Origin of the sequence: Streptomyces sp. NPDC048473 (genome assembly GCF_043200155.1) — a bacterium.
Lineage (GTDB): Bacteria > Actinomycetota > Actinomycetes > Streptomycetales > Streptomycetaceae > Streptomyces.
Genome location: NZ_JBICXE010000015.1, coordinates 1 through 25294, shown reverse-complemented (window position 1 = coordinate 25294; position 25294 = coordinate 1). Strand labels below are relative to the sequence as shown.

At 69.3% G+C, this 25294-nt stretch carries 23 protein-coding genes and 1 pseudogene; 13 read left to right on the top strand and 11 right to left on the bottom strand.

Going from position 1 to position 25294, the window contains the following annotated elements:
• Positions 1-511: 511 nt before the first annotated feature.
• The 7 genes from ACGFU7_RS23490 to ACGFU7_RS23460 form a co-directional block, all read right to left on the bottom strand.
• The gene (locus ACGFU7_RS23490; RefSeq protein ID WP_393697954.1) at positions 512-2383 is read right to left on the bottom strand and encodes an alpha/beta hydrolase; all 1872 of its coding nucleotides are present in this window, start codon (positions 2381-2383) and stop codon (positions 512-514) included.
• Positions 2380-2781: a hypothetical protein gene (locus tag ACGFU7_RS23485; protein WP_393697953.1), complete on the bottom strand. Its 402-nt coding sequence runs from the start codon at positions 2779-2781 to the stop codon at positions 2380-2382. Before ACGFU7_RS23485 ends, ACGFU7_RS23490 begins: the two co-directional genes overlap by 4 nt.
• Before the next feature lie 413 nt (positions 2782-3194).
• Complete coding sequence (locus ACGFU7_RS23480) at positions 3195-4592, bottom strand: hypothetical protein (protein WP_393697952.1); 1398 nt, start codon at positions 4590-4592, stop codon at positions 3195-3197.
• A complete protein-coding gene (locus ACGFU7_RS23475) occupies positions 4589-5356 on the bottom strand; it encodes a hypothetical protein (protein ID WP_393698223.1) in 768 nt (255 codons plus the stop codon). Before ACGFU7_RS23475 ends, ACGFU7_RS23480 begins: the two co-directional genes overlap by 4 nt.
• Positions 5357-5616: 260 nt before the next feature.
• Complete coding sequence (locus ACGFU7_RS23470) at positions 5617-6264, bottom strand: GNAT family N-acetyltransferase (protein WP_393697951.1); 648 nt, start codon at positions 6262-6264, stop codon at positions 5617-5619.
• A gap of 72 nt (positions 6265-6336) precedes the next feature.
• The gene (locus ACGFU7_RS23465; RefSeq protein ID WP_393697950.1) at positions 6337-6702 is read right to left on the bottom strand and encodes an iron chaperone; all 366 of its coding nucleotides are present in this window, start codon (positions 6700-6702) and stop codon (positions 6337-6339) included.
• A gap of 9 nt (positions 6703-6711) precedes the next feature.
• The gene (locus tag ACGFU7_RS23460) at positions 6712-7194 is read right to left on the bottom strand and encodes an ATP-binding protein (RefSeq protein WP_393697949.1); all 483 of its coding nucleotides are present in this window, start codon (positions 7192-7194) and stop codon (positions 6712-6714) included.
• 196 nt (positions 7195-7390) lie between these two features.
• Here ACGFU7_RS23460 and ACGFU7_RS23455 point away from each other — a divergent pair, with 196 nt between their 5' ends.
• The 4 genes from ACGFU7_RS23455 to ACGFU7_RS23440 are packed head-to-tail and all read left to right on the top strand — an operon-like array spanning position 7391 to position 8855.
• Positions 7391-8242 (top strand): helix-turn-helix domain-containing protein, encoded by an 852-nt coding sequence (locus tag ACGFU7_RS23455; protein ID WP_393697948.1) that lies wholly within the window; start codon positions 7391-7393, stop codon positions 8240-8242.
• Between the two features lie 11 nt (positions 8243-8253).
• Positions 8254-8445, top strand: coding sequence for a DUF397 domain-containing protein (locus ACGFU7_RS23450; RefSeq protein ID WP_393697947.1), 192 nt, complete (start codon positions 8254-8256; stop codon positions 8443-8445).
• On the top strand, positions 8438-8644 hold the full coding sequence (locus tag ACGFU7_RS23445; protein WP_393697946.1) for a DUF397 domain-containing protein: 207 nt from the start codon (positions 8438-8440) through the stop codon (positions 8642-8644). The genes ACGFU7_RS23450 and ACGFU7_RS23445 overlap by 8 nt, the downstream gene beginning before the upstream one ends.
• Positions 8637-8855 carry a DUF397 domain-containing protein gene (locus ACGFU7_RS23440; RefSeq protein WP_393697945.1) on the top strand — a complete coding sequence of 73 codons (219 nt, stop codon included), beginning with the start codon at positions 8637-8639 and terminating at the stop codon, positions 8853-8855. Before ACGFU7_RS23445 ends, ACGFU7_RS23440 begins: the two co-directional genes overlap by 8 nt.
• Positions 8856-9003: 148 nt before the next feature.
• Here the strand turns inward: ACGFU7_RS23440 and ACGFU7_RS23435 are convergent, their stop codons facing one another.
• Positions 9004-10104, bottom strand: coding sequence for a MarR family transcriptional regulator (locus ACGFU7_RS23435; protein WP_393697944.1), 1101 nt, complete (start codon positions 10102-10104; stop codon positions 9004-9006).
• A 387-nt stretch (positions 10105-10491) separates the two neighbouring features.
• Here ACGFU7_RS23435 and ACGFU7_RS23430 point away from each other — a divergent pair, with 387 nt between their 5' ends.
• On the top strand, positions 10492-11574 hold the full coding sequence (locus tag ACGFU7_RS23430; protein WP_393697943.1) for a protein kinase family protein: 1083 nt from the start codon (positions 10492-10494) through the stop codon (positions 11572-11574).
• A gap of 480 nt (positions 11575-12054) precedes the next feature.
• On the opposite strand, the gene ACGFU7_RS23425 is transcribed toward ACGFU7_RS23430, so the two are convergent.
• A complete protein-coding gene (locus ACGFU7_RS23425; protein WP_393697942.1) occupies positions 12055-15258 on the bottom strand; it encodes a hypothetical protein in 3204 nt (1067 codons plus the stop codon).
• Positions 15259-15272: 14 nt separating this feature from the next.
• A complete protein-coding gene (locus ACGFU7_RS23420; RefSeq protein ID WP_393697941.1) occupies positions 15273-15677 on the bottom strand; it encodes a hypothetical protein in 405 nt (134 codons plus the stop codon).
• Between the two features lie 188 nt (positions 15678-15865).
• Here ACGFU7_RS23420 and ACGFU7_RS23415 point away from each other — a divergent pair, with 188 nt between their 5' ends.
• The 7 genes from ACGFU7_RS23415 (at position 15866) to ACGFU7_RS23385 (ending at position 24053) form a co-directional block, all read left to right on the top strand.
• Complete coding sequence (locus tag ACGFU7_RS23415) at positions 15866-16492, top strand: DUF402 domain-containing protein (RefSeq protein WP_393697940.1); 627 nt, start codon at positions 15866-15868, stop codon at positions 16490-16492.
• Between the two features lie 284 nt (positions 16493-16776).
• A complete protein-coding gene (locus ACGFU7_RS23410) occupies positions 16777-17085 on the top strand; it encodes a hypothetical protein (protein WP_018101695.1) in 309 nt (102 codons plus the stop codon).
• 179 nt (positions 17086-17264) lie between these two features.
• Positions 17265-18134: a hypothetical protein gene (locus ACGFU7_RS23405; protein WP_393697939.1), complete on the top strand. Its 870-nt coding sequence runs from the start codon at positions 17265-17267 to the stop codon at positions 18132-18134.
• Between the two features lie 61 nt (positions 18135-18195).
• Positions 18196-19476 carry a hypothetical protein gene (locus ACGFU7_RS23400; protein ID WP_393697938.1) on the top strand — a complete coding sequence of 427 codons (1281 nt, stop codon included), beginning with the start codon at positions 18196-18198 and terminating at the stop codon, positions 19474-19476.
• Complete coding sequence (locus ACGFU7_RS23395) at positions 19473-21023, top strand: SCO6880 family protein (protein WP_393697937.1); 1551 nt, start codon at positions 19473-19475, stop codon at positions 21021-21023. Before ACGFU7_RS23400 ends, ACGFU7_RS23395 begins: the two co-directional genes overlap by 4 nt.
• An 83-nt stretch (positions 21024-21106) precedes the next feature.
• Complete coding sequence (locus ACGFU7_RS23390) at positions 21107-22525, top strand: ATP-binding protein (RefSeq protein ID WP_393697936.1); 1419 nt, start codon at positions 21107-21109, stop codon at positions 22523-22525.
• A 1-nt stretch (position 22526) separates the two neighbouring features.
• The gene (locus ACGFU7_RS23385) at positions 22527-24053 is read left to right on the top strand and encodes a type IV secretory system conjugative DNA transfer family protein (RefSeq protein WP_393697935.1); all 1527 of its coding nucleotides are present in this window, start codon (positions 22527-22529) and stop codon (positions 24051-24053) included.
• A gap of 28 nt (positions 24054-24081) precedes the next feature.
• Here ACGFU7_RS23385 and ACGFU7_RS23380 read toward each other — a convergent pair whose 3' ends face one another.
• Positions 24082-24642, bottom strand: coding sequence for a GNAT family N-acetyltransferase (locus ACGFU7_RS23380; RefSeq protein ID WP_393697934.1), 561 nt, complete (start codon positions 24640-24642; stop codon positions 24082-24084).
• Positions 24643-24760: 118 nt separating this feature from the next.
• Between ACGFU7_RS23380 and ACGFU7_RS23375 the strand changes: the two are divergent.
• Positions 24761-25184 (top strand): annotated as a pseudogene (locus ACGFU7_RS23375) (LuxR C-terminal-related transcriptional regulator); the annotation flags it as partial.
• Between the last annotated feature and the right edge of the window lie 110 nt (positions 25185-25294).

The window sequence follows — 25294 nt, the reverse complement described above, 5'->3', positions numbered from 1 at the left end:
GCTGGCACCGGTTCCCCCACATGCCCCTCCTCGCCAGGGGCCAGGGTTGGTGGTGCAACCCTGGACTCGTCAACGCACGGCGTCGCCACTTCGAAGAACGCCTGGCCGCCTCCTCCGATGAGGAGCCGCACTCGGAATCCATCCGGCGTCTCAAAATAGGTTGCAGGACTCGCCGAGTTGGCATTCACCCCGAGTTGACGGTAGCCAGAATCCTTCCACCCTCGCTCCACAATTCCAAGGAAGCTCCCTCTTCGCGCTACAGAAATTACGGTCAAGACCGCGCGCCGCCGAGACACGTCGCAGCTTCCTTCCGTGGATTCTCCATGAACCCAGTGAACTGGTGGCTCAATTCTTGCAAACGTATCGTCGAGGATCTCATCTGCCCTATTCGCAGCTTCTTGCATATTCATATGCACATCACCTCTACCATTACCTGGACTCGACGTGTCATCCACGGATTCACACCCCAACAGCAAGAAAAACGCCGAGACCAGAAGAGCGGCACGCACTTTCACCTAGGACGCTCCCGTTGAATGTCTTCCGACTTTCCTGAAACGATTCTTGCAATATTGTCTGCCGACATCTGATCCTTGGATGGGTTGAAATAATTGGAATGTGCCTCCACTAGATCATGACCTCGCTCAAATGGGCGTGGACCGTCACTCACCGCGAACCTATTTGCCCCGAATTCTCGGTGCGCCGGGTCGGTTCCGAACCAGGCTTCACTTTCAGCGGTCTGTGCATCCTGCGCCGAGTAGCCGGCAAGTCCACCAGCGATGCCTCCCGCTGCACCACCGATAACAGCACCTGCTGGGCCCATACTCGCTCCCAATACAAAGCCCGTCGACGCCCCGCCAGCAACACCAGTTCCGATGCCGCTCGCTTCCTTGCTATTGGGCAGTTTGGTAACTGGATCATTTTCAGCCGCCCCCACGAAAACGTGATCCTTTCCAACACCAAGCTCGTCTGCGTCTCGCGCCCCTGTTCCCGGACTTCCTACCAGAATGATGTCATCAGCCCCTGGAATACCATCTCGCTCCTGGGCAGCCAGGCCGACTGTCAGGGATCCATACGAGTGACCAATGGCCGTGACGTGCGGATCCCCGTACCGATTGGTCGTAGAAATTCCAGCCATGAATCGGTTGTATGCGACAGCACCAGCCCTGGCATTCCCTTCCCCCATTACGTCCAAGTTCCCGAAGGGATCGCTGACTGACGTTTGCGGCGCCTCATATCCCAGCCACACGATCGAGGCACTCGGGGATCCAGGGTTCATTTCCTTCGCCCCGATGGCCGTATCCCTTGCCCGTTTCAAGTCGCTCTTCGCAAACTCCTCATCCAAGGAAGTGTTCAACCCCGGCACATACGCAGAAACGTTCCTAGCCGTGTCCGGATTCCCGAACGAGACAATCGCCCTCCCATTCCCCTGATCCCCAATGCCGAGCAGAAACATCGGAGGCTGCCGCCCCTCCCGCAACTGCCGGTCGATCTCCCGCAACCCCGCCAACTGCGTCTCCGACTTCGCGTCGTCCCGCCCCTCCAGCTTCCCCATCAGCAGCTGCAGGTTGTCCCGGTTCGCCGCGTCCCTCACCAGAGCCGGAATGCCGTCCAAGTTGCCGATCTGGTCCGGGTACACCGCCAGGTACTCCTCGCGCTGTTCGTCCGTCAGGCCGGCCCACCATGCCTTCCGCTCGGCCGGTGAGGCGTCGTGGGGGATGCCGTCTTTCAGGTAGCCGCGTGCCGCGCCCCGTACCGCGGCCGCGTCGCCCGCCGCGTCGGTCCATGTGGCGTCGGGGACCTTCAGGCCCTCCTCGGCCCTCAGCTTGCGCAGGATGCGGGCGTACCGCCAGTCGATCTCGGCCGCCGTCCGCACCGCCTTCGCCACCCGGTCCGCGATGTCCTGCGCCTTCGCCACGTTCGGGTTGGGCGCGACCAGGCCCGAAGGCGGCAGGAGGCCCGGCATCGCATCCACCGACGCCTTCCCGCCCGGCAGCGGCTTTCCGTCGATCAGGCCATCGCCCGCCTCCGGATACGTCACCGAACCATCCGCGTGCACGGTGAACTTCAGGGACTCCGCATCGTCCAGCGCCTCCTGCAACGCCCGTTGCTGGGCGCGCAGCTCATGGGCCAGGCTGTTCAGCGTCGTACGGAGCAGACCGCACTCCGTGTAGACGTATTGCAGGTTCCGGCTCATCTGCTGCAGCCGACCGACCGCCGCGTCCGCCGCCGCGCCCCGCTGCGTACCGCGCAATCCGGTCAGGAGTTGCGTCTCGATGCGGTCCCGGCCCGCGTCGGCCCGGTTGCTCGCCTTGCCCCACCCGTCGGCCGCGCCCTCCAGTTCGCCGCACTTCACGTCGCGTAACTGCGCCCAGGTGAGGGTCATCGCACCTCACCCCGACCCGACGACGCCACCGTCGCGAACGACGCCTTTACTGTCTCGTTCGTCTCGCCCTGGGCCCGGGCGACGGCCCTCAGCTTCCCGGCCAGCGCCCCGCACTCCCCCCGCGCGACCTCGAACCGTCGCACCCACGACTCCCGTACCGAACCCAGCTCCGCCAGCGCGGTCAGACCTCCGGTCCCCGCGAGCAGACCCTCGTGCGCGGTCTCCAGTTCCGACTTCACCGGGCCCAGGTGCGTACCCATCCCTTCCGCACCACCGGCGGCCCGTAGCCAGACCCCGTCGCTGTGCTTCAGTACGTCCCCGCCGCCACCCGCCTCGCCCGCCAGATCGCTCAGCCGCTGCCGGCCCCCCGGCTGTCCCACCACTGCCACTCCGGCCACCCCGCTCCGTCCCTGATCGTGGACTTGATCGTGGAGCGGCACTGTGCCAAATCCCGTGCGGGCGACACGCCGCGCCCACACGCGCTTCAAGGCGTAAAGCCCCCGCAGGCCCGGCACACCAGGCCCCGCAGTTCACCCGAACGGGCTGCCGCCATGTCGCGCCTGAGCCGGTCGACCGGATCCTGCCAACAGGAGCGATCGCCCCATGTCACGTATTTCTGGCGTGAGTTGGCAGGCACACGGAGAATGGGGCCCGGAGTGACGCGAGTTGTAGGTGCGCACGGCATGGGCAAACAACCGGCCGACCCATCGGCGAACCCATCACCGCACACGAGACCCCGGTGAACGCCGACGGCCACCTCGTGGTCGCCTTCGGCAACGACGTGCGCGTACTTCACCCGGGGGCATGCCTCCTAGCCGGACATCGGCACAGCGGCCAGGTCGAGGAGTTCGTGCATGTCCTTCACGGGGAGGGCAGGGTTTCCCGCGACGGAGCCGACCGTGTCCGTATCGGCCAGCAGCTCTCGGATCCGTGACAGCGCAAGACGCGGATCCCGAGCTGCCGCCCCCCGCGTCTCCGGATCACGGCTGAGTCTGTCCAGGGCATCCGCTCCCAGCCCCGGATCACGCAGGGCCAGCCGCCGCCGCTTCGGGTCGGAGGAGTCGGCGAACCGGGCCGCGAGTCCTTCCGAAGGGAAGCGGGGTTTGGAGGCGAGCATCATCACAGCGCGGTGCTCCCCATTCAGGAACAGGTCGAGCATCAGCTCCGGCGGCGGTTCCGGATGGCATTCGCACAGCAGCAGCCGTACGGCGAAATCCTCGTCCCTGGCCAGGAGTTCCACCAGATCCTGCGGCAGCCCGGGGCAGGCGGCGGCGCTCCGCCGCAGCCACAGATGCGCGGACGTCGCGCACCGCCGCAGCACATCCATGTCTTCACGGGCCTCCCGCACCCACGCCAGGGGGTGCAACCGGTCCTCGGAACCGACGGTGTAGTCGATGGCGGCCCGTTCGTCCTCGGTCAGTTCGGGACGTGCGGAGACGACGAGCCGTACGTGCGGGTCCGGGCTGACGGCGAGTCGTGCGACCAGGTCCGGGGGCAGCGAAGGGTTCGCGGCGAGCGACGACAGCCGGTCGCCCTCGGCCATCAGCCGCTCGGCGAGCTCGCGGCTGAGCCGGCCCACCGCGAGCAGCCGTTGGAGCTGCCACGACTCCGCGAGGGCTTCGACGAGCCACGCGGTCCGCTCCTCGTCGTCGCGGCACACGCACAGCGCGGCGGCCTGCCGGACCTCCGAGTCCTCATCGTTGAGCAACGACTCCCGTACGGAATAGCTGAGTTGGTCCCACACGCGACAAGCCATACGCCTGAAGAACGGCTCCGGATGGTCCGCCATCCTGGCCAGCACATGGACCGGCACACTGGCGGAAGCGGCCGTCTCGTAGCGGACGGAGTCCCGTGGATGGGTGAGCAGCCGCTCGTACGCCCAGTCCGGCAACGGCTCCACCGGCATCCGGTACGGATTCGGCCCCATGGCCAGGATGAGGCTGATCTTCGCGGACGGATCGTCGAGAAGGCGGGCGCGCTGGACCGGGTCGGCGTTCCAGCTCTCGGCGAAGGCCTTCCTGACATCCGGTTCCGGGTGAGTGAGGATCGCGTCGACCACCTCGGGCGGCAGGTCCTTGCGCTGGGCGACGTTGCTTCTGACGTACCGGTCGTCGCAGCCGAGCAGCCGCAGCAGCACGCTGCCGGGCGCGGCGGGGTTCCACGACAGCATCTGGAGCGCGACCTCGTGGTGACGGGCCAAGGAGCTCATCGGGCAGGCCACGTCCCCAGCGCCCGCGCAAGCCGTTCGCTCTGCTCCACGGTGATCCCCCGGGCGAGGCGCAGTCCACACCGCGGACTCATCGAACCGTCGCACTGAAGGATGCCGTCGAACGACGGCTCACCACCGCTGAGCGGCGACGGTCCGGGTATCTCCCAGCGGGCCGGCTCCCACAGGGGATGGTCCAGCAGAAGCCGAGCCGCAACACGCGCGGCCTCGGCCACCGGCGTACCGGCCGCCCGGACCAGCGCCGCGCTCACCGCTTCCTCCGCGTCGCCCGGCAGATCCTCGTCACCGAGCGCGGGCAACAGGAGCAGCAGCCGGGCGTACGGGTCGTGGACTCCGGGCGAGTTCGGGTCGGAAGTCGTGTTCGCTATATGGCTCAGCTCCTGCCAGGACAGCCCCGGCCCGGCCTGATGCCCGTCCAGGGTGGCGAGATGGCCGTGCCGACGCCCCCAGTCGGGATGGGAGACGAAGTACTCCGTCCCCTGGTCATCGGGAAAGTTGCGGTTCACCACCACCACGCTGTGACCACCGCCGAACGGGATACGGAAGACCGGCCACCGTTCCTGGTCCACCAGTTCCTCGTACGCCGCGTCGAGATCGGCCTCGTCCGCACCGAACCACCCCGTGACCGGCTCACCGTCCTCGTCGTCCGTCTCGCCCATCCACATCAGGTACGCGGCCCAGAAGCCCGGCCGGGAGAGGAGATCCTCCCCCGCCACCAGCGGGTCGTCGTCATATCCGGAGATCATCACGGCCCAAGACTGCCAGCGCGATGTCCGAGCCGCGTGGAGTTGGTTCAGCCGGGCCACGCCCGCGGTGCGTAAGAGGATCTGCCGAGTCCCCTCAGCACCGCCCCGGGCCCTGCCGCCGTGGCCCGGAGCAGTTCCCCGAGGACCTGGCCGCTTCGGCCCCGGACTCCCCCTCGTTCGCGGCCTGGCTGGACGCCATGGCCCGTTCGCTCACCACATCCGAGCCACCGGGCTGATCGCGGGAAGGCGGCCGGGTTGCCTCAGGCCGTCGGCCCGCCCACGAGCTCGGTCGGTTCCGGGTCGGCGGCCAGGCGGGCGTGCAGGTGCTCGTCGTGGTACTCCCCGTCGCCGTAGCGGTGGGAGTCGCGCAGCGTGCCCTCGGGAAGGTAGCCGCAGCGATGAGCCACCCGGCAGGACGCCTCGTTGCCGGCGGCGTGGGCGATCTCGATCCGGCGGGCATCGGCCGTCCGGAAGGCCCAGCTGGTCACCGCGCTGGTCGCTCTGGTGGCCACGCTCCGTCCACGGGCGGCCGGCAGCGTCCAGTAGCCGATCATCGCGAGGCCGTCCGCGCGGTCGACCCAGCGCAGGCCGACGGCACCCAGGAGTGCGCCGTCGGCGGCTCCCAGCACGGCGAAGGAGGCGGCGTCACCACGGTCCCAGCCGCCCTCGCGAGACTCCAGCCACGCCATGGCCGCGCTGCGGTCGGCTGCCGGGAAGGGGTTCCAGCGGGCGATCAGTGGATCCGCCGCGGCAGCGACCAGGCCGTCCAGCATCACCTCCGGCTCGGCGGCCTCCCGGTCCCAAGGGCGCAGCAGTACGTCCCCCAGGTCGAGCGTCGTACGGACGAAGGTCCGCCGGTCGGCGGGGTTCTGGGCAGCGACCGGGGGTATGGGGGTGGAGGTGCTCATGGCCCCCTTCCTACGCGGCCACCCAGCCCATCGCCAGCGAATTTCCGCCGGTCAGGGCAGCGCCGAGCCCGCTCAGCAGACCGGGCCCGGCCCCGCCGCCGTGGCCCGGAGCAGATCCCGCACCAGGTCGTAGTCGATGGCCTCCGTCTTACGGAAGCGCAGGCAGCCCTTGCCCATGTCCTGTCCGGCCAGCCGCTTCGCGAACGCCTCACGCACATCGCTGCGCATCAGGTAGAAGGAGATGTACTGCTTCTGCGCGGCGAACGCGATCTCCGCCGTGCCGTCCCGCTCGTACGCGGGCATCCCGTACGCCATGACCTCGTCGAACCCGGCCAGCTCCGCCCGGCACAAGCTCCGCAGTCTCGCCAGGGCGTCCCTGCGCTCCTCGGGCAGCTCGGCCAGATACCCGGCCACGTCCTTCGCCTCGCTCCGCACCATGCAACGAGGCTATGCCCAGCCTGTGCATCTGTCGTCCGGCCCGGACTCCCCCTCGTCCTCCCCCTTGGCCGCGCACTCCACCCAGAGCAGCTTCCCGCCCTGCCCCGGCAGCCCGCCACGCATCGGGTACGCGCCCCAGCACTCCGCGTAGAGCGTGACGAGGTACAGCCCCCGCCCTCGTTCGGCCAGCTCCGCCGGGGCCTCGGCGCTCCATTGGAACGGGGCGGGGATGTGCGGGTTGGTGTCCCAGACGCTCAGCCGGATACGACTGCGCCCGGCGTCGCGCAGGCGCAGGGAGTACGGCCCCGAGGAGTGCAGGTAGGCGTTGGTGACCAGCTCGCTCGCCAACAGTTCGGCGATTTCCGTGAGTTCGCGCATGCCGTGTGCGCGCAGGATGGTGCGGAGGGTTGCACGGGCCACGCCGGGGGCGCGGGGATCCTGCGGGAGTTGAAGGGTGTATGTCCAGGGCGGCGATACCGTGGCACTGACCATGGAAGTCTCCGTTCACGGAGGGAAGTTGGATCATGGGTTTCCAGTTGCCCAGTGACGAGGCCGCTCCGTCGAGCGGGGTACTTCCGGGCGGGTGGCCTGAGTCACACACTAGAACGCAGCATGGAATGCATTCCATGAGATTCATGAATTACCTGACAGATACCCTCGTGTGGGTGACCGAGCCGGGGAGCGAGTGATGTCATCCAGCGCCACACCAACAGCCCGCCGCCAACGGCTGGGGGCAGAACTCCGCAAGTTGCGCGAGCGTGCTGGGATCACCGCAACCGAGGCCGCCAAGCTTCTCGGCGGCAACCAGGCTCGCATCAGCAATATCGAAGCCGGCCGTTATGGCGTCAGCGCCGAGCGGGTGCGCACTCTGTCCTGCCATTACGACTGCGCAGACCACGAGTTGGTCAACGCTCTGGCTGCCATGACCGGCGGCCGGAAGCGCGGCTGGTGGGAGGAGTATCGGGAGATGCTCTCCACCGGCCTGCTGGACCTGGCGGAACTGGAGCATCACGGGACCGCGCTGCGCACCTCGCATACAGCCGGGCTGCCCGGCCTGCTCCAGACCACGGACCACGCACGCGAGGTTTTCCGCCAGGTTGTTCCCGCCCTTCCGCCTCCGGAGATCGAGCACCGTCTGTCTTTCCGTATCAAGCGTCAGAACGTCATCTTCCGGGAAAGCCCGGCCCCTTACGGAGCGGTCATCCACGAGGCCGCCCTGCACATGGGATTCGGCGGGCCAGGCGTGTCCAAACAACAGTTGGTTCACCTGCTGACCATGAGCGAGCGTGAGCACATCACGATTCAAGTGATCCCGTTCAAGGCGGGTGGGTACCCGGGGGCGGGCCAGCCCATCTACTACGTCCACGGCTCCGTACCGCAGCTGGACACCGTTCAGCTGGATCAGGCACACGGCATCGTCCTCCTGGACGCCGAAGCCCAACTCCACAAATACCGCCAAGTCTTGGCCCGCCTGGAATTCCTCGCCCTGGGCGTTGCCGAGTCGCGCGACCTGATACACGCCATCGCCCAGAACCTATGAAGGGATCCGAATTGCCGAATCACATGTGGCAGAAGTCCTCGTACTGCGGCGAGGGCGAGTCCTGCGTACACATATCCACGCCCGCCCGCGGCACGGTCTGCCTCACCGAGAGCGGCGATCCCACCGGAGCGATACTCCACACCACACCCACCGCCTGGGCAGCCCTCGTCCGCACCCTCAAGGAGAACCACTCCGATGACTGACATCCCAGCCAGCCCCTCCAGCTGGCAGAAGTCGTCCTACTGTGCCCAGGGCGAAGCCTGCGTGCACGTAGCCGCGGCCCGGTCCGGAGCAATGGAACTCACCGAGAGCGGCGATCCCACCGGAGCGATACTCCACACCACACCCACCGCGTGGGCAGCCCTCGTACGCACCCTCAAGGAGAGCCGTCCCCATGGCTGACATCCCCACCGACCTGACCTGGATCCGCGCCGCCCCCGAGGGCGAGGACGGCCCCGGCCCCTGGATCGAGATCGCCTTCGGCCCGGACAAGCTCGTCCACCTCCGCGAGACCGGCGACCCCACCAACATCGTCACGACCACCCAGGCCAAATGGGACGCCTTCACCAAGGGCGTCCTGGCCGGCGAGTTCGACCACTTCGCCGAACTCTGACATCACACGAAGAGCCCCGTCCGACCGAGGAACCGTCCGAGCTCGCTGCCCTGGTCGGGGCATGCCGGTCCGGGAACCCCGCCGAGAGACCCCCTGTTGGCGACGTCCTGCGCCACCTCGCCAGCGCGCCGGAGCCCGGGCGGGGCTGTCAGGGCACCCTGAGCATGTCGCGGAGGTTCCCGACGAGTGCGTGGATGTCGCGTTCGGCGGGTGGGTCGGTGGTGGGTGTGGGGATTGGGTCCGGGGCGGGTGCGTGGCAGGGGAGGCAGAGGCCGTCGGGGAGTGCTTCGGGTCGGCCGGGTGCGCCGCATTCGGTGCATTCCACCATGAGGCGGCGGACGGGGGTGCCGGGTGCGGGCGGGGTTGGGGTGGCGGGCAAGTGGGGCGGGATCTTGTCGAGGAGTCGGCGCCTGACGAATCCGACGGGTGAGCCGACCCGGTCGGGGAGTCCGGAGGTGAGGGCGTGGGTGAGGTAGTCGGTGTTCACGCCGCGTGCAAGCCATGCACAGGCCAGCTCTTCGAGCACGGTGCAGTCGGCAGCGGAGAGTGCCAGGCGTGGTTCGCTGCGGCCGAGTTGAGCCAGGGCGAGGTACGCGGGCGAGGGGTAGCCCGGGGCCGATGCGTGGGCTGATGCGGGCGCTGATGCGGGGGGCCGCTGCTGCGGTTCGGCTGTCGCGGGGGTCCGCTGCTCCGGTACGGCGAGCACGGGGGCGATCTCGCCCGGGACCGCGCCCGGGGCGGGGGCCGCGGCCGGGGTTTCCGCATCCGCCAACGGGGCGGACGGCTCCATAGGGACCCAGGGCGGCGGCGACGATGCAAGGGCCACCGCCTCCGTGGCGGTGCAGCTGCCCTCGGCGGTGAGGAAGGCGTCCCACCACTCGTTGTCGTGAGCGGTGCGGGACCAGAAGGTGCGGGTGACCCAGCGGACTTGGTGACCCTCGTCGGCCAGGCACCGTACGTACCGCAGGTGACCGGCCACTCCCAGGGCCTTCAGCGCGCTGGCGACGGCCATCTGCCCGTACAGGGGAAGGTTCTTGGCCAGCGACTTGATGTCCATGGCCGCACCGTCGGGCAGATGGTCGACGTACCCGGCGATATGCCGTTCCCGCTCCGGCAGGAGCGCGAAGTCGTCGTTGCGGGGCGGGCGCTGGTCCGGCGCGCATCGTTTCCCGTAACCGGGCTTGGCCTTCGCATACGGGCGCGAGAATGCGGGCGCACGCAGGGCAGGGCTAAGGTTCTCGGTAGCCACAGGATCGGTCTCCGTCGATCTTGGGGTGAGACCCCGGCCCGGTGCTGCTAACACCGCGTCGGGGTCGTTTCGTTGTGGGCACCGTAAGCAGCCGCGACAGCGCGCCGCAAGTTGGTCACGATTAGTCGTACTTGCTGGCCGTGACGGGGCGGGGAGGGAGGGGAGGTTTACCCAAACCCCTTTATTTCCCTACCGGTTACTGAAAGCGCTCGACTCCCGGACCTCGCATCCCGACACCCGAATCCCGAAGCTCAAGACTCGGGCCGCAGCCCGGCCCCCGTACCCACTAACGAGTGAACCAACCACTGCCGACGCTCGATCCCCGAGAGCCGAGACCCGAGACCCGGAACCCGAGCACCCCTCCTGTCGAAGGATGGCAACTCCTCCATGGCTGACAACCACCCGGACCCGCAGTACGTCGTACGCCTGGCCACGTACGGATCCGTTTCCACGCACTTGTCGCTGCTGAGCGACCATCGACTTGGCGAAGTCGTGGCCGCAGCCACCCCTCTCGGGTCCGGCATCGGGGGCAGGTCGGCGGAGCTCAAGGTCGGTGGGACCCGAGTCTTCGTCAAACGAGTCCCTCTGACGGACATCGAGATGCGGCCGGAGAACGTACGGTCGACGGCGAACCTCTTCGGGCTGCCGATGTTCTACCAGTACGGGGTGGGCTCAGCCGGCTTCGGGGCCTGGCGCGAGCTGGCCGTGCACACGATGACCACCCATTGGGTCCTCGGGAACGAGTACGAGGGCTTTCCGCTGATGTACCACTGGCGAGTCCTGCCGGACTCCCCTCCCCAGGGATTCGTCGACGAGTTCGGGGGCATCGACGGGGCGGTCGCGCACTGGGAGGGCTCGTCAGCCGTGCGTGAGCGGCTGGAGGCCATCGGCCGGTCCTCCTTCAGTCTTGTGCTCTTCCTGGAACACGTCCCGCACACACTTGCCGTGTGGCTGGGCGGCCAACGGAGGGCCGCTCCGGAAGGCCAAGACGGTCAGACGTACGCGTGGGCGGAGGAACTCCTGACGCGCGGAGCCGCCTTCATGAGCTCCCGCGGGCTCGTCCACTTCGATGCCCACTTCAACAACGTCTTGACCGACGGCCGGTTGATCTACTTCGCGGACTTCGGTCTCGCCCTGAGCTTCGGGTTCGAACTCGCCCAGGACGAGGCCGATTTCCTCGCCGACCATCTCGCGTACGACGGCTGCTACATCGCGAACCATCTGCTTCGCCACCATCTACCCGACGGCATGCGCGGAAAGGTGGAGCACGAGGCGTTTCTGCACAACTGGATCGCGGGTGAAAGGTCCGATGAGGTCCCGCCCGCGATCGCCGCGATCATCGACTGGCACGCCCGGGCTGCCGTTGTGGTGGACGGGTTCCACCACCGCCTGCTTACTGTGAGCAAGCGGACACCGTATCCGGCCGCCGCCATTGAACGGGCCAGGCCGGGTGGTCGTTCAGCGGGGTAGAGGCGGGCGGGGTTGGCTGGGCAGCAGGCGGACACGGGTGTCTGGAGGGCTGAGCCGGGTGCGCAGTTGTTGGTTCCCGACGGTGAGCCGGTCACGACCGCCCAGGCCAAATGGGACGCCTTCACCAAGGGCGTCATGGCTGGCGCGTTCGATTCGCCGAACTCGACGGCGAGGCAGCAAAGGGCCCGGTCGCCCACACCCGTCGGAGACCGGATGCCGTGCCGGGCGCAGCACCGAGTGTCGCGCCGGATGTCGCGCCGCGCCGCCGCGCACTGCCGGCCCCGGCCCTTGTCCCGCCGCGGTCGGCGCGCTGCTGACCGGCGCACGGGAAGACGCCCTTGCGCGCCCGCTGGTGTTCGCCGGGGCGGCGTTCCTGCGCGCGGTACTGCTCTGGGCCACCGCGACGGAGCGCATCGGAAGGCCGACACCGCTCCTTCAGCGGTGACTCGTCGAAGCGGGCGGTGAGACCGGGACCACGGATCAGCGCGCCAAGGCCCCCGACCGGCCGCGAAGCAGCCCGTCCGCGAGGAGCGTCAGGACATCGGGCCGGTGCACGGCCAGGGCGGGGGCTGCCGTGTGCCAGGCGTCCAGGCGCAGTGCCTGCGCGATCAGCGGACCCGCGCGATCCGCCCCGACCCGGCCGGCCACGCTCACCAGCGCCTCCGCCTGCCGCACCGGGAAGAAATCGATGGTCCGGGCCACGGCCTCGGCGCGGTCCACAACGCCCGCAAGCGCCATCACCTCCACCATCTCCGCCAATGCCGAGGCCCGGCGGTCCAGCTCGGCGATGGTCCGGGCCGCGGCCTCGGCCTCATGGAAGAGGTCTTCGGCGAGGTCCGTCTCCCCAGCAAAGACCATTGCCCCTGCCACCTCCCACAACGACCGCGCGTGTTCATACGGGTCGTCGAACGTCCAGGCCAGGTCCTCCGCCTCCTGGACGAGACGCACAGCGCGCTCGACGTCCCCCGCCCAGGCCACCCCGCGCGCCAAAGCCGCCAAGTCCAGCACAAGCCCATACCGGCTGCGGGAGGAACGGGCCTCGGTCTCGGCCGCGTCGACAAGGTCCTCGGCCGGATCCACCTCCCCCGCCTCCAGCAACGCCTTCAACTGCAACGCCCCGGTGCCCAGGAACCCGATGGCCCAGGCCGCGGTCTCGGCCGCACACCCCAGATCCTCGGCACGGTCCACGTCCCCGGTACGAACTGTGACCCCCGCCACCTTCACCAATACCTGTGCCTGGGATCGCTCGTACGGGTCGGTGAGCGACCCGGCAACAGCCAGGGCGCGGTCCACCGCGCCCTCACGCGCCATGGCCCCCGCCACCTGCACCAACGCCTCCGCCCGCTCGTACGGGTCGGTGATGATCCCGGCCACGGCCTCGGCACGGTCCACGTCCCCCGCCCTGGCCATCGCTTCGGCCAGCACCCCCACGTGGCTCTCCCTGGGCCATCGCGTGCCGCTGCGAACCATGGTCTCGGCCTCGCGGGCGAGACTCTCGGCACGGCCCATGTCCCCGGCACGCGCCATGGCCCCCGCCACCTCCACCAACGCCCGCGCCCGCTCGTGCGGGTCAGTGATGGACCGGGCCACGGCCAAGGCACGTTCCACCGCGCCCGCACGGGCCATGCCCGCTGCCACCTCCACCAACGCCCGCGCCCGCTCGTGCGGGTCAGTGATGGACCGGGCCACGGCCAAGGCGCGGTCCGCGTCGCCCGCACGGGCCATGCCCGCTGCCGCATACGACAATGCCGCCGCCTGCGTCTCCGGGTCCGTGATGGTCCGGGCTGCGCTCTCGGCCTCGTCCGCGAGGTCGAGGGCGAGGATCGTGTCCACCGCCCGAGCCGCAGCCACTGCCAGGTACGACAACGCCAACGCCTGCGCCCACGGATCGGTGATGGACCGGGCCGCGTCCTCGGCCTCCCTGGCGAGGTCCACCGCGCCGGACGTGTCCCCCGACCTCGCCATCGCCTCGGCCGCACAGCCCAACGCCGAAGCCAGCAGCTCCGCGTCCAAGAGAGTCCAGGCCACTTCCACGGCGTCCTCGACGAGAGACGCGGCGTGGTCCGTTTCCGCCACCCGCGCCATGGCCCCCGCCGCATGCAACAACGCCAACGCGTGCTCATACGCGTGGGTGATGGTCCGGGCCACGGCCTCGGCCTCATGCGCGAGCTCTGCTGCGTGGGAGCGGGCCTCGTCGGCCATGGGCCGAGCCGGGTCGCGGGCGGCCCACTCGGCCAGCGCCTCGCTCAAGGCACCCAGGGCCCGGACCCGTCCGTGCGAGCCGGGGATGGACCTGGCCAGGGCTTCGGCGCGCAGGGGATGCCCCAACAGGGCCCATACGGCGGGCAGGCCGGTGGGGATGTGGGTGTTGCGCAGTGCGAGATCGTCGCGGTGAACGGCCAGGAGGGTCATGGACCGCAGGTCCGGAGAGTCTCGTTCGAGGATCGCGTCCTGGGCGGTGGCGATCTCGGCGAGCGCGGCGGCATCGCCCCCGCTCACGTCGAGCATCCGGTCATGACGGGCCCCGTCCAGGGCGCACTCGGTCATCCTGGGCAGATCCCCATCGGCATACAGCATCCGGAAGTAGCCGCGCAGCAGGTACTCGGGCGTCCGGGCGGGCCAGCCCTTGCCGCGGTACCGCTCCGCCCATCCGTGCAGACGCTGCCGGTACGTCTCCAGACGCGCACCGCTCAGGAAGTGTGCGGCGGTCTGCTGGAGCTCCTCGTGGCCGAGCACATAGACCTCGCGCGCCGCCACCGGCCCGGGCAGTCCCGAGGAGGGCCGGCGGGCGAACGTCCGCCCGGCCACCGTATGAAGGGACTCCTCGATCTCCCACACCTGGCGCCCCGTCAACTCCGCCAGGTCCTCGCCCGCGAGACCGCCCCCGGCCGCCGTGACCAGACCCAGCAGGTCCTGCTCCGCCTCGGTGCCGCGCAGCAGCCGCTTCAACTCCTGCTCGGCATCGTGCCGAACGACCTGCGCATGCGGGGACGGCTCCAGGATTCGTACGGCTGCCGGATCGTGCAGGGGATGTCCACCGGGCACATCGGCCGGGATCGGCGGATCGTGGCGCCCCGCCGTCACGATGCGCATGCCCGCTGGAGGACGGGGCGGGAGCAGTGCGGCGATGCTGTGCGCAGCGGCTCCGCTGTCCTCGTCGAGGCCGTCCACGACCAGGACGAGGCGGCGTCCTTGCCGCTCGCAGGCCGCGGCCGCGGCGTCGAGCATCTGCCACAGGTGCGAGGCACGGGTGGCAGCGGTGAGGTACGGCGGTACGGGCTCGCCGAGGAGGGTGGCCAGCTGCTCGATGGCCACGTCCAGGAATGCCTCGCGATCGTTCTGGGCGGCGAGACGGGCGGTGACGAAGAACGAGACGATACGGGTATCCGGCGGTGGGTTCAGGACGAACCACGACATCAGAGCGGTCTTGCCCGCCCACGCCCTGGCGCGCCAGCACAGGTAGTCACCGGCGTCCTGCAGGGTGCAGAAGTCCGCGAGTACGGCCAGCTCGTCCTCCCGGCCCGCGAGCGCCTCGGGGGCGATCGCCCGTACCTGGTGGAGGTAGGCGGACCGGGCAACCGGGTGGGCGGGCGAGAACACATTGAACTGGACGTTTCCCGCGCCGACCTGCAGTCCTCTGACCCCGCGGGCGTCGACCCCGTCCCCGGCTTCGTCCGATCCCACCTGCCGGTCCCGTCTCAGTTGAAGGTATTGGTCTGCGTGTTGTGGTCACCGACCTGCACGCCCCTGGCCTCCCGGGCATCCACGACATGGGTCGGGTCATGCCGACCGGACACACCCAGCTCCCGCAGCAGCGAGCGCGCGGCAGCCAGGATCTCCGGGTCCTCATCAGCTCCGGACGCCGACAGCAGCTCGCCCAGCCGGGCCTGCCACACCCCGGGCTCGTCCTCGCTCGCCTCCAGGACCTGCGCGTCGCTCGCCTCCAGGACCTGCGCGCTGTCCTCGCCGCGAGCGAAAAGGCGGCGGCGCACCGCCTCGCGCAGACCGGTGTACGTGTCGCGGACCGCGCTGCTCGCAGTGTCCGTGAGCCCGGCCGACGCACCTGCCGCCAGCGCCGCCACCACCAGTTCGACCCCGGTCATACTCGCCCCCGTCGTTCGCCCCATACGACTCGTCGTCACCCGGCCGCACGCGACCGGTCACACCGGCATCCAGTCTGACACCACCGACGGGCGCGGCAGCCGGGGTTCACCGGCCTTCGCGCCGACCCCGGAGGGCTCCCGCCGACGGCCACGTGTCCGCCCACTCCACCGCGGGCAGGATCAACGGCATGAACGACGACCCGGGCCGGATACTCCGCTGGAACTTCTTCATCGGCGGACACCTGAGCGCCTCGGTGCCCGTACGCCTCGTCCAGCGCACCGGGGCGGGCCAGCTGATGTGGATGGAGACCGGCACGCCGATGTGGCGTACGGAGCTTCCGCGCGGGGCGCATCTGCGGGACATCGCCCCGCACGAGCGCCCGGTCGGCGGGTTTCCGGTGGTCGCCGACCGGTGGCCGATGGGCAGCGCGCTCTTCTACCAGCCGACCGGTGCCGCGCACTCCGTTCTCTGGCTCTTCGGCCGCAGACAGAAGTTCCGTGGCTGGTACGTAAATCTGGAGCGCCGGGTCCACCACGGCGACGACATCGACATCGCCGACCACGAACTCGACATCAATGTGGCGCCGGACCGGAGCTGGCAGTGGAAGGACGAGCAGTCCTTCGCCGAGAAGACCGGTGACCCGGCCTACTGGTCGGCCGACGAAGCGTCAGCCATCCGGAACGAGGGCACCTCGGTCGCACGGCTCGCCGAGGCCGGAACGTTTCCCTTCGACGGCACCTGGTGCGATTTCCGGCCGCCGCCGACCTGGACGACACCACCCCGGCCGCCCGTCCCGCGCCACCCCCTCCTCTGACCAGGTACTGCGCTGACCAGCCCTGCGCAAAAGTCTCGGCCAGGGTGGCGGGATGGCAGTCATTGCCCGGGGTCACCCCCCGTGATACACAGAGTAACCATACGTATTCGGTCATACACCGATTCGATCCGCAGGTCAGGGCGGTCGGACCGGTCAAACGTGCGAGATCCGGGTAAAGAGAGCCGTCAAGCCGTCGTACGAGAGCAGTTTCATCAGCGAAGATAGAGAGCGACCCGTGTCGTGTGACAGGGGCAATGAACTACCCAACAGGGGCGGTGACTTACATGATCCTGGCAGCTGAAAAGGGCGACATCACCACCATCATCGGCGGAATCGCCCCGAACTGGGGGCCGTTCGGGACCTTGGGCAACGAGGCTCGCGTAATGATCGAGGTCGTGATGGCCATTGCCATCCTGCTCTGCCTCGGCATCGCGGTCTGGGGTGCGGCAAAGCAGCGCATCGGCGCCACGGCACTGCGCGACACGTTCAGTGCGGAGCAGGGCAAGGGGCTGATCGTTGCCGGTCTGACCGGTGTGTTCATCATTGGATCGCTGGGCACCTTGTTCACCATCGTCTACGGGATGGCTGTCTGACCGGCTGTCATCCCGTGCCAGGGGCAGTCCCGCCCACCCCCACACCATCCGTCCGTCGTGCCCACCGGCAGAGGTTGCGTTTCCCTGATGTCGAGTCACCACACCGCGCCCGCGCGGAAACCCGCAGGGCTACCGTCGTACTACCCGGTCCAGGAAACGGTTGAGGGGGCGTACGCGGCATGAGTCTCGGGGACGAGAACGGCTACGGCAGCGGTTCAGGTCGTACGGACGATGGATACAGCACCATCGGCGGTACGCGCCAGACCCGTACCCGCCTCCCCGACGGCGAAGGCGGCGACGGCACCCCCCGCCGCCCCGCCCGCAGCTCCCGCTCCCTCGTCACGGTGGTCGGCGTGGTCGTCCTCCTGATCGCGGCTATCGCGTTCGCGAACCTGGGTGGGGGCGGCGGAGACGGCAGCGGCGGCGGCTCGGGGAGCGGGGGGAGCAAGGCGGGGGCGGCGCCTACGGCGGCCACGGGGACGAAGCCGGTGACGGGGAAGAACGGTTCGATTCCCTCGGGGTTCGCCCATGACGAGCAGGGGGCGCAGAGCGCGGCGGCGAACTACTCCGTAGCGCTCGGCTCAGCCGACATGTTCGACAAGAACCGTCGTCGCGCGATCGTGACCGCCGTGTACGCCCCTGCGGTCGCCGCTGCCCGTCAGGGTGACCTCGACAAGGTGTACTCCGGTCAGGACTTCCTCACGAGCATCGGGCTGAACGCTGACGGCACTGCGCCTGTCGGCCTGACCTTCATCTCACGCTCCAACCCGGCCGGCACCAAGATCGTCAAGTTCAACGGCGACACCGCAAGCGTCGCCGTCTGGTACTCAGCCCTGTTCGGGCTGGCCGGTGAAGGTTCCAAGAATCCCGTCTCCGAGAGCTGGTTCACCAACACCTTCGACCTGGCGTGGATCGACGGGGACTGGAAGATCACCGACTTCACGCAGAAGGACGGCCCCACCCCCGTCGGCCGCGACCAGGCTGCTTCCCCCGCCGAGGAGATGGCCAACGCCGTGGAAGAGTTCGGAGGGTTCACGTATGCCCGGTAAACGACCTAGCCGAGCCCTTTCGCTCGCAGCGGCAGCAACCAGCCTGCAGGTCGCTCTCGTCATGCTGGCCAGCCGCGCATTCGCTGAGCCCTCTCCGAGCCCGACGCCCAGCGCAAGCAACAACGCGTGCGACCTGATCCGCGGCCCCGCCAAGGACTACTGCGAAAGCGGCGACGCAGGCGCCCCCAAAACCGGCCCCTCCTCCACCCTCGACAACTCCCTGGACCCCCTCTCCTCCCTCGCCCGCGGCTGCGCCGACGCCGCCGCATGGATCGTCGGCAAGCTCAGCGAGGCCGTGAAGAGCACCGCCAACGTCGACTTCACGAACACCAAGTTCCTCCAGCAGTACGCGATCGTCTTCGCCGCCTCCACCGTCCTGACGCTCGTCCTGTGGCTGCTCGCCGTGGCCAAGCGGGCGATCCGTGGCGTGCCGCTGACCACCGCGATCTCCGAGGCCATCGGGTTCCTGTGGCTGACGGTCCTCGCCTCGGCGTTCACTCCGCTGATCCTCTACACGATCGTCTCCGCGACCGACGGCGTCACCGAAGTCATCGCCACGTCCTCGGGCGGGCAGACAGACGTCTTCTTCGGGTCGTTCGCCGAAGCGCTCAAGAAGGGCTCCGACATCGGCGGCGGACCGATCATGCTGATCGTCGTCTCGCTCGTGTCGATCCTCGCCGCGGGCATCCTCTGGCTGGAGCTCGTCATCCGGGCCGCCCTGCTCTACGTCGGCGCCCTCCTCGGCACCGTCGTCTACGCGGGGCTCGTCGACAAGAACATGTGGGGCCACGTACGCCGCTGGGCAGGCATCATGATCGCGGTGATCATGGTGAAGCCGGTCATCGTCGTCGTGCTCGGGCTGGCCGGCGCGCTCTCCGAGGACGACGGGCCGAACGCGTTCTCCGCCGTCGTGTCCGGTCTCGCCATCATCCTGCTCGCGATCTTCGCCTCCGCGATGATCTACCGGTTCGTCCCCGGCTTCGGCGACGAGATCCAGGGCGCCCGCACCAACCGCAAGCAGGCCACCGACGGCTCCCAGGCCGCCGCGATGATCAGCTCCCCCGCTGCTCTCGTCTCCCAGGGCATCAAGACCCACAGCAGCCGCAGCGGCCAGAACAGCGGCGACAGCGGCAGCGGCGGAGCCCGGCCCGCCAACCCGGTCAGCGGCGGCGTCGCCGCGCACGGCTCCCGCAACTCCGGCGGCGGATCTGTCCCCTCCGCCGCACCTCCGCCCCGCAGCGGATCGGGACCGACCTCCGGCACCCCCCACGGCAGCCGCTCCCCCCGAGGTGGCGGATCAGGCAGTTCAGGTAACAACAGCACGGGAGGTGGAGGGCGTTGACGACTCAGTCCCACACGATCGCGCCCCGCCGTACGTATCTCATCGGCCGGGCCCGGCCGAACGCGATCGTCGGCAAGAACCGCGAGACCGGCGAGATCGCGCTGATCATCGTCGGCGCGTTCCTCGGCATGGTGAGCGGACTGGCCGTCCCCTACCTGGGCCTGCGGATCATCCTGCTCGTGGGCTTCCCCCTCCTCGCCCTCGCGATCGTGTACCTCCCGTACAAGCACCGCACCTTCTACAAATGGTTCGAAATCAACCGCAGCTACAAGCGCTCCCTGCGCCGCGGTACGACCTACCGCTCCGCCGCCATGGAGGCGGGCGTCGGCGCCGACGGGCGTGAGGTCGAGATCGGGCCGCCCCCCGGCATCGGCCGGATCAACTGGCTCGCCGCCCCCTTCGGCCCGGACGAGATCGCCGTACTCCTGCACGCCGACCGCCGCACCGTCACCGCCGCGATCGAGATCGAGGGCCCCGGCGTCGGGCTGCGCGACAGCGAGGACCAGGAAGCCCTCGTCGACCGGTTCGGCACGCTGCTGAAGCATGTCGCCAACGGGGACGGCTTCGTGACCCGCATTCAGATGCTGGCCCGCACCCTTCCCGCCGACCCCGATGCCCACGCCAAGGACGTCGCCCAGCGCGGCGACAAGACGTCTCCCGGCTGGCTGAAGGAGTCGTACGACCAGCTCCAGTCCATGGTCTCCACCTCCAGCGAGCAGCACCGCGCCTACCTCGTCGCCTGCATGCACTACACCCGCGAGCTGGCCGCCGAAGCCAACGCCATGGCCCGCGCCGCCCGCCCCACGGCCGGCCGCAAGCTGGACCGGGACGCGGGTCTCGCCGTCGTCATGGCACGTGAGCTCACCGACATCTGCGCCCGCCTCGCCGAGGCCGACATCCGGGTGCGCCAGCCGCTCGGCCAGAGTCGGCTCGCCTCCCTCGTGCACTCCATGTACGACCCCGACCACCCCATCGACCACATCCAGGCCATGACCAAGCGCAACGCCTGGCCGGCCGAACTGGACGCGGTCGAGCCGGCGTTCCTCCAGGCCAAGACCCGCGAGTCGGCCACCCGCGCGCCCTGGTGCCACTCCACGGCCTGGGTGAAGGAGTGGCCGATGACGCCCGTCGGCGTCAACTTCCTGGCCCCGCTCCTCGTCCACACGCCCGATGTGATCCGTACCGTCGCGGTCTGCATGGACCTCGAACCCACCGAGGTGGCCATCGAGCGGATGCTCACCGAGAAGACGAACGACGAGGCGGAAGCCAGCCGTCAGGCCAAGATGAACCGCACCGTCGACCCACGCGACATCGCCGCGTACGGCCGGCTCGACCAGCGGGGTGAAGATCTCGCAAGCGGCGCGGCCGGAGTGAACCTGGTGGGGTACATCACCGTGTCTTCGCGTTCACCCGAATCCCTCGCCCGCGACAAGCGGACGATCCGGGCCTCGGCCGGAAAGTCGTATCTCAAGCTGGAGTGGTGCGACCGCGAGCACCACCGCGCCTTCGTGAACACCCTGCCGTTCGCCACCGGCATCCGTCGCTAGCCCGCCGGTCCGCCGGTCCGCCGGTCCGCCGGCCGTAAACAACCGAGAGAACCGAGAGAAACGAGAGGGAGGTCGGTCACGCCATGCGAGATCCGCTGTCCGCGCTGTCGGACGCCTTCACCGCCTTCCTCTTCGGGAAGGTGGAGACGACGAGGCTGCCCGTCCGTACGTCGACCGGACAGGCCCAGGCCGTCTATCTGCCCACCGCGGCCCCCGGCCTCGGCGACTCCGGCGTGATCATCGGCCGCGAGGTGTACTCCGGCAAGGGCTATATCTACGACCCCTTCCAGCTGTACGGACAGCAGCTGCCCGCCCCGCACTGGCTGGTGCTCGGCGAGTCCGGCAACGGCAAGTCCGCGCTGGAGAAGACGTACGTGCTCCGCCAGCTCCGCTTCCGCGACCGCCAGGTCGTCGTCCTGGACGCCCAGGGCGAGGACGGCGTCGGCGAGTGGAACCTCATCGCGCAGGAGCTCGGCCTCACCCCGATCCGCCTCGACCCGACCTCCGCGCTCAACGGCGGCATCCGGCTCAACCCGCTCGACCCCGCGATCACCACGACCGGCCAGCTCGCCCTGCTCCGTACGATCATCGAAGTCGCGATGGGGCACGGCCTGGACGAGCGGTCCGGCTTCGCGCTGAAGGTCGCCCACGCCTACGTCAACGAGACGATCACCGACCGGCAGCCGGTCCTGACCGACATCGTCGACCAGCTGCGCCACCCGGAGCCCGAGTCCGCCGAGGCGATGAACGTCGACATAGATGACGTACGGGCCTGGGGCCTGGATGTCGCCCTCGTCCTGGACCGCCTGGTCGACGGTGACCTGCGCGGCATGTTCGACGGACCGACGAGCGCCGACATCGACCTCGACGCCCCGCTGATCGTCTTCGACCTCTCACACATCGACCGGAACTCGATCGCGATGCCGATCCTGATGGCCATCGTCGGCGTCTGGCTGGAGCACACCTGGATCAGGCCCGACCGGAAGAAACGCATCTTCCTGGTCGAAGAGGCCTGGCACATCATCAACTCGCCCTTCGTGGCCCAGCTCTTCCAGCGCCTGCTGAAGTTCGGGCGGCGTCTTGGCCTGTCGTTCGTGGCCGTCGTCCACCACCTCAGCGACGTCGTCGACGGGGCGGCGGCCCGCGAGGCCGCGGCAATCCTCAAGATGGCCTCGACCCGCACGATCTACGCCCAGAAGGCCGACGAGGCCAGAGCGACGGGACGCGTGCTCGGCCTGCCCCGATGGGCGGTAGAGATCATCCCGACCCTCACCCCCGGCATCGCCGTCTGGGACGTCAACGGCAACGTCCAGGTGGTCAAACACCTGATCACCGAGGCGGAACGCCCCCTGGTCTTCACCGACCGCGCGATGACCGAGTCCTCCGCGACCGAACTCCTCCCGGAGGACGTACTCGCCGCCGACCTGGAGGCGGAGCAGCGCGCGGCACGGATCGAGCACCAACAACGGCTGAACGAGTCGTCCGAGTCAACGGTGGCATGACATGGCAGGGCGCGGCGAGGTACGTACCGACGGCAGCAGCGGAGGCGGCGGAGGCATCCCGGACGGCCTGCTGATCGGCCTCCTGGCCTTCCTGCTCGGGCTGACGCTCCTGGCGTGGACGGCCACCGGCCTGGCCGGACTGTTCGCGCACGGAGCCTGGCCGGAGGGAGTCACCCTCGCCGAGACCCCTCTGGCGATGCGTCAGCTCGTCACCACACCGCACGACCTCCCGGCCGCCTGGCCGAACACCCCGGCGAGCGAGCTCTCCGGGTACGGGCTGTTCTGGGGCCTGTTCATAGGCGAACTGATGGTGCTGCTGGTGCTGACGGTGTTCGTGCTGGGCGTGGTGGCCCGCTGGCGGGCGGTACGGGCACGGCAGCGGAGCGAACGGTACGGGGACGAGGACGAGCCCGTACGGTCCCAGCAACAGGAGCCCCGGCCCGAGACTCAGACCCAGACCCCACAGCAGCGGACGCCGGAACCGCAACCGCAACCGGCGGCCCACTCCCCGGAACCCGCGCCCGTACGAGTACCCGTACCCATGGAGCACGCCCCGTCCGAGGCCACTGCCCTCCCCGCCTCCCCGCTCCCCTCCCCCCGCACCCCCCTCGTCGTCTACGGACCGGCCGCCACCCGCCGCCCCGCCGTCGTCCAGGCGATCCAGGAGGCCGACGGGCCCGCGCTCGTCATCACCTCCGACCCCACCGTCTGGGCCGAGACGAAGGACGCCCGTGCCAAGCTCGGCCCGGTCCTCGTCTACGACCCGGGCCACCTCTGCGACACCCCGGCCCGCCTCCACTGGTCCCCCACGGCCGGCTGCGAACAGCCCGACACAGCCGCCGCCCGTTCCACCGCGCTTCTCGCCCCGGTCCGGCCGCAGGCCCGTATCGACGCGACGACGGCCGACACCGCGGAGACGCTCCTGAAGTGCTGGTTGCACGCCGCCGCCATCGATGGCCGCCCCTTCCGCCAGGTCCACCGCTGGGCCCTCGGCGGCAGCGCCCACGAACCGGTGCGCCTGCTCCGTACCCACCCCAAGGCGGCCTCCGGACTCGCCGGTGTGCTGGAGTCCGCACTTACCGCCCACCCCGAACGCCGGGAGATGGCCCAGGAGTTGACGGTACGGGCCTTCGCCGCGCTCTCCTCGGTCCACATCCGCGAGGCCTGCACACCGAACCGGTCCGATTCGCTCGTGCTGGAATCTTTCGCGGGTGAGGGGGGCACCCTCTATGTGGTGGGTGAACCGATCGAGGATCCCCGGTCGGGCCCCGGAGCAATGCCCCTGCTCACGGCACTCGCCTCGCACGTGGTCGAGCACGGCCGCCGCATGGCCGCACGGTCAACCGACGGTCGGCTCGACCCACCAATGGCGCTCGTACTCGACGACGTCGCCGCGGTGGCGCCCCTGCCCCGGCTCCCGGAGCTGCTGTCCACCGGCCAGGCCCAGGGCCTGCCGACCCTGGCCCTCCTCCGCTCCCAGGAACAGGCCCGCGCCCGCTGGCCCCAAGACCTCACCGGCTCACGCTGACCGGGCGGACTCGGCGCCACCCACACACCTACACAGGCCGCCCCACCGCATACTCCAGCTCCCGAGCGGACGGGTCGCCCGGCACAGGCACCGACTCGCCGGTAGCCACAAACCCGATCCGCCGATAAAACGCCGCAGCCCGCGGATTGTCCTCGTGCACATACAGCCGCACCCGCTCGATCCGCGGCTCCCCCAGCGACCACGCCCAGTCCGTCCCGGCCCGGAACAACTCCTCGGCCAGGCCCTCGCCCCGCGCCTCGGGCCGTACGAACACACCGACCACATGCGCCTGGTGGACGTCGGCCGCCTCCCCGAACCGCACCTCCGCGTCCGGCCGCTCGACCAACACCGTGACGCTGCCGTCCCACCGCCCGTCGGGCGCGACGGAGACGAACTGCCGCACATCACCGCTCCCGGCCTCGGACCCGCCGAGCGCCCGGTCCTGCCAGAACTCGTCGGAGTGGGCCGCGCCCTGCTCGTACGACTCCAGAAAGGCCACCGGCGCCACCGGGTCCTGCAAGGCCGCCAGCCGCAACTCCTTGACCAGGGGCCATTCATCGGCGCGTACGGCTCGAATCGCATGTTCCATCCGCAGATCCTGCCCCACCCTCCCGACCTGCGCAAACAACATTCAAGGCCCCGAGCACCCCGGCCACCCCGCGTCGTACCCCGGTCCCGCCCCCGGTCCGCTGATGGACATCCGTATGCCGCTCACGTTCGACCTCGACCGATACGAGTACGACGGACTCCGCGCCGGCGCCAGCGGCTTCCTCATCAAGGACGCACTGCCGGAGGAACGCCTCTCCGGTATCCGCGCCGTGGCGAGCGGCGACGCAGTGGTCGCCCCCAGCCTCACCCGCCGTCTTCTGGACGCGTATGTACAGCACCTGCCGACCGTTCCGGGAGGCCCCGCCACCCTCGACGCACGCATCGCGACCCTCACCGAGCGGGAAAGGGAAATCCTCACGGTCATCGGCCAGGGCTGGACCAACACAGAGATCGCCGAACGGCTCCACCTCGCCGAATCGACAGTGAAGACACATCACGCGCATCCTCGCCAAAACGGGATCCCGGGACCGCGTCCAGGCAGTCATCCTGGCCTACGACACCCATCTGGTCACCGCCGCCTGACAACAAAGAGGGGTAAACGCAGAAAAGCCCCGTGCCACAAGGGCACGGGGCTTTCCCGTAAAAGGAGTTCGGCGGCGTCCTACTCTCCCACAGGGTCCCCCCTGCAGTAC